This is a genomic window from Streptomyces sp. W16 (genome assembly GCF_033194735.1).
Lineage (GTDB): Bacteria > Actinomycetota > Actinomycetes > Streptomycetales > Streptomycetaceae > Streptomyces.
The window spans coordinates 1-5198 of record NZ_JAWOAI010000614.1; the positions used below are offsets into that span (position 1 = coordinate 1).

Annotated in this window: 2 protein-coding genes; both read right to left on the reverse strand. The window is 63.3% G+C overall.

All coding sequences use genetic code 11. The features are described from left to right. The coding region (locus tag R6V09_RS45280; RefSeq protein WP_317887311.1) for a wHTH domain-containing protein at positions 1–4747 on the reverse strand (4747 nt) is incomplete at its 3' end. A 16-nt stretch (positions 4748–4763) separates the two neighbouring features. Beyond that, positions 4764–5126 carry a Pepco domain-containing protein gene (locus tag R6V09_RS45285; RefSeq protein WP_317887312.1) on the reverse strand — a complete coding sequence of 121 codons (363 nt, stop codon included), beginning with the start codon at positions 5124–5126 and terminating at the stop codon, positions 4764–4766. Between the last annotated feature and the right edge of the window lie 72 nt (positions 5127–5198).

A 5198-nucleotide genomic window follows, 5' to 3' on the forward strand; every position in this document is an offset into this window, starting at 1 on the left:
CGTGGCTGTAGATCACGTCGTCGGTCAAAGTGAATCCGAGTTCGCGGAAACGACGTGCGACTTTCGGCAAAGGGCTTCCGCTAGAAACGGAACTCTGGAAGACATGGCACAGCTCGACCGGCGCCTTCTTGTCCAGCCATTCGTTCACTCCTTTGCGGTCACTGAACATCCGGAGATCCTCAAGCTCGATTTTCTCAAGCTGGGGCGGTCCGTCTGCAACGCGCAATCCAAATGCCATGAGTCGGGCTGCCACTTCCGCAGGGCGACGCCCCAATCGGTCGGCCGCGCGCAATACATGACTCAGTAGTACTGGTGTCGTCTCGTCCAGCCATGGCTGTTCCCGATCGAGGTCGACGCTGAGAATGGCCGGATCATCAGGTCCGACTGTCTCGGGCAGCACGATCCCCTCCGCAAGACGCAGCCCGAACTGCGCAAGCCTGGCCACTACTTCCGCGGGACGCCACTTGATTCGCGTGGCGACCGCAACTACATGCCCCAACGGAACCGGGCAGGCCACATCCAGCCAGGGAGTATTCCTATTGTGCCTTCTGCTGAGTATGAGGAGATCGTCGAACTCAACGGTCTCGGGCAGCACAGCGGCTTCTGGAAGGTGCAGCCCGAGTTTCTCAAGCCTGACCGCTACCTCCGCGGGACGAAGTTCTGTTTGCTCGGCCACCGCCAGTACATGCCCCAACGGAACTGGCCTTGCGAAGTTCAACCATGATCTCTGATGCTCGGTGCCCGCGTTGAGCAAGATGAGGTCTCTAGGTTCCAAGGCGGCGGGCGACGCAGCCCCCTCATTTAGGCGCAGACCGAGCTGCACTAGCCTGGCCGCCACATCCTCAGGAGACCGCCCCACCACGTGGGCGGCCAGGAGAACGTGCGCCGACGGCACTGGCGTCCTGATATCCCACCACGGCCTGTCTGGACGGAGGCCTTGCTTCAAGATGATCAGGTCGTCTGGCTCCACGATCGCTGGCGGCACGGCTTCGCCATGTAGGTGCAGCCCGAGTTCTGCGAGCCTGGCGATCACCTCCGCGGGACGACGCTTTGTTCGCTGAGCTACCGCGAGCACATGTCCCAACGGGACCGGATCGGTTCCATCCAGCCACGCGCGCTGCCCTGGGCGATCTCTTATGGAGAGGATCTCCACATACCCCGGTTCAACGGCCTCGGGCAACACCGCTCCTTCGACGAGCCGCAGCCCGAGTTCTGCGAGCCTGGCGATCACCTCCGCGGGACGACGCTTTGTTCGCTCAGCTACCGCGAGCACATGTCCCAACGGGACCGGATCGGTTCCGTCCAGCCACGGCGGTTCCCGATCGAGATCACGACTGAGAATGAGCAGGTCGTCAGCCATGACGGTCTCGGGAAGGACCACACCATCCTGAAGCCGTAAGCCGAGCTGCACGAGCCTGTTTGCCACCTCTTGCGGACTGAACTGCACCAGGTATGCGAACTGCAGCACGTGCCCCAGGTTCACTGGAATTTCGTCATCATGCCAGTCGTCCGGGTAGCGCCCATCCGCGCTGAACCTGCTCCCCGGGCCCTCGTTAAATCCCGAATCGACGAACAGACCGATGTCCGTGGGTCGTGCGCGTGGCACCGACTCGGGATCTGTGAGCGTCACACCAGGAAACGCTCCAGCCGCTACCCAGACCTTGACTCGCCATGTGACGAGTTGTCCCGGGAACCTCGCGAGGGGCGTGTCCAACCAAGCATCCCCACCCAATATCTGTGCGTCCATCGAGAAGCAACCTGCCGAGGCGATATCCAACTCCTGCCCGGCAACCACCCAAGGGGCGTACCGACAGGCCACCGCGGCCTCCGCTACCTCGTCCGCCAGCGCCGGGTGGTAGGCCACCAGTGCCGACAGCCAAGCGTGGTCGAAGACCTCGGCTCCCTCTCGCAGCAACGTTGGGATCTCCTCGCGCAGCCGCTGCATGACATGAACCTTGTCGTAGGAGAGCGTGCTCCTGCGGTCGACGGTCAGCTGTGGCACATGCGTACCGGTGAGGTTGACCACGGCTCCGAACAGCGGAACGCCGATCCACACTCCATCTGCGAGGACGCCGCCAAGGGTGGTTGTCCACCACACATCCTGACGGGTCGTGGCATGGACCACGACCTCGGTTGCGCGCACCATACCCGGACTATGCGGATCACCGGGGCCTAGTGGCGCCACGGGTGACAACACGTCCGGCTCCCACTCGAAGCGGGTTTCTGCGTCCTGTGCGACTACCGAATACTCGGAGATCCACAGCAATCGTCGCAACAGATCAGTGCAAGAGGGCGCTTTGGCGGATGCGCGGAGATACAAACGTACAGTGGTGCCCGCCTCGAACCCCCGCCCAAGGTCCCGAATGTAGAAGAGGGATCCCGGTCCGGCGATGTCTACCCGCAGGCGCTGTCCCGGGTGACCTTCGCGGTCCAAGCGGCATGTGGTCACCGAAACGTCATCGGCGATCATGAAGTAACTGAGTACGCCGATGCCAAAGCGGCTGTTGGGGTGCAGTTCGATATTTGCCTCACGCCACTCAGCTCGCTCATCGAGGTACTCGGGGAGGTCGGCGAAGCTCATACCGGCGTGGGAGAAGACTTCGCGAAGTTCACGTTCCCCCATGCCAATGCCGTTGTCGGTGCACTCGATGTAGGCCCGGCCGCGCTCGTCTACGTCCTGTTTGAATGTGATGCGCCCCGACCAAGGCGCGAGTTCAGGGTGCCGCAGCCGCAGGTATTGCGTGCGTGCTCCCCGGTAGCGGCAGGCGTCTAGAGCGTTCTGGTATAGCTCCCGGATAGCCAGGGACGGATCTCCGTACAACTGCTCGCCCATGAGGAGTTGTTGGATGCGGTCGTCGGCGAGACGGAAACGCAGGTCCGTCGACTCGTACGCGGGCTTCCCTCCGGCATCGACGGCCGGCCGCACCTGGTCGGCAGTGGCGTGCGCTGGTAGATCCTGCAATGGCTCCAGCTGAGGTTCACTGCTGGCTTGGACATCGACCGCGCCGAACAGGGCGTCCAGGGCGGCTGCCTGCTGCCGCAGAGCCAGGCCTATCGCCGGATGGTGACAGGCAGCATTGAGGACGCGGGTACGGCCGTGCTGGTCCCAGCGGGCCGTCTGAATGGTCCGGTGGAGTTGCTCTATGTCTACGGAGTAGCTGATGCCAAGGTGCTCCACGACGACGTCCGACAGCAGGACCGGATCGATGGCCACGTGGTGCGCTACCGTCAGCAGGACAACCAGTAGTTGCTCCCGGATGTGCTGCTCAGCCTCGGCACCGCCTGCCAGCTGGCGTTTTGGGCGGATGACGGTCGAATCGAACGAGGTGCGCAGCGAGCGCAGCAACACCGGCAAGGTGTTCTGCTCGAACATTTCAGCGACCAACTTGCGGTCGGCCTCGTCCGGAATGTCCTCCAGTAGTCTCTCTACGGGGTCGAGTAGGCTGTCCAGGATTCTCTCCTGTGCTCCCCCGGGCTTTCTGGCCAACCAGCGGCGGAACAGCCACCATGCGATGTCGGCCGCACGATCATCTTCGTCGGGCGATTGGGCCGCGAGCACGGCCCGGCGCACCAGCCGCTGTTGGTTGTTGAAGAACTGCTCGTAGTTCGCCCGTGTGGGGCTTGAACAGGGCACGTGGTCGAGGTTCGTGGGTTGAGCGTCCAGTGCCTGTACCGCGGCGCGGTTCGCACACGTCACGTAGAGGTAGGGCACGGTGACCAGGAGGGCGGCCTCGGCCGGAGACAGGGCCAGTTTCTCCGGGTTGAGAACCTTCGACAATAGCCAGCCCACCCCGGCGGTCATCCGCTCGGCGAAGTCGACGGGTCGCCAGGGGTCTTCGCTTAGAAGGGCCTCGTCCCGGACGGCCTGCGGAGCGATCTCGGCGACGAGGGCCACGGCGGCAGCGCGCATGGCCTCGGCGCCGGGGGCGTCACCGATCTGCTTCCACGCTGGGTGGTTGCGGGCTGCTGTTGCCCAGGAATGATCACCTGCGGTCCCGTTTGCGGTCTGGTCAGGCCGCCTAAAGACGATGAAGTCGTCAGTCTCCGTCTCGGTGCGTACCCTGATCTGCTGACGAAACAGCTTGTATTCGGCAGTCAGTACGTCCACCGCGCTCTGCAGCTGTTCCTTGAGTTCGCGCAGCGTGCTGGGGCCCGCCTCGTCCGCTACGACGGTGCTGAGGGCGCGAGAGAAGATACTAAAGGTGCTGTTTCCCGCACGGGTGTAGCGGGCGCGCTCACCGGGCGAACAGGCGTATACGTGGCAGTAGTGGCGCTGGCCGACGCGTGTAACTCGCATATCGGACCAGCCGACGGCGTTGCCTACCGACATCTCCCTGAGGTCGATACCCTCACGGCAGGCATCCACGAACACGACCACGTCACCAGCTTTGCTGCGCTCGACGTAGCCGCTGAAGTCGAGTGAGAGGCATTTGGCGCGGAAATCGTGGGAGTCCGTGCGCGCGCCCTTGGGGACGAGGTAGTCCTTGCCGCCGTGGTGGATCCCGTGACCACTGAGGTAGAGAAGCAGCGTCTCATCCGGAGCGGCGCCTTGGAAGAACGTCTCAACGGCGTAGTCGATGCTCTCCCGGTCGGTCTCTTCGGCGTCGTGGATATGTACCTCGTAGCCGACAGTGGAGAGCGCCTCCGCCAGCTCGGCCATATCATCCGTGACGAAGGTTAGGTCGTCGATATTGGGGTCGCGGTACGTCGATACCCCGATCAGCAGGGCGCGGCACGAGGGGTTCATCGCAGTCTCCGGCCGATCAGGATCCGAAAGTCAGTGTGATCGCCCCTTTGGCGCCCACTTGGGCCGTGGTCCCCACAATGGTGATGCCTCCGGTCGCGGTGATCTCGAATGAGACCTGAGCCTGCTGTAGCGGCATCCCGCCGTCGGGCACCCTGAGGTCCGTGAGTACCTGCTGCAAGGCCCGCACTGTGTGTTGGAGGTTCTCACGCAGGACGGCGGTGGGGATTCGCCGGACCGAGGCGTCCTCGCTCCGGCGCCTGAATATGCCCATGTCTCCTGAGTCGGAGCGCCCTTCAGCGTCGTCGATGGACACCAGTACGTCGAGCCCATCCACGACGGCATCCTGTTCATCGCCTGCAGCATTGGCCGTCTCGAACATGGCTCCCCCTCATTCATTCTCATGTGTAGAAACCGCCACATCATAGGGGCCCAGAGCTCTCTCCGATGGACT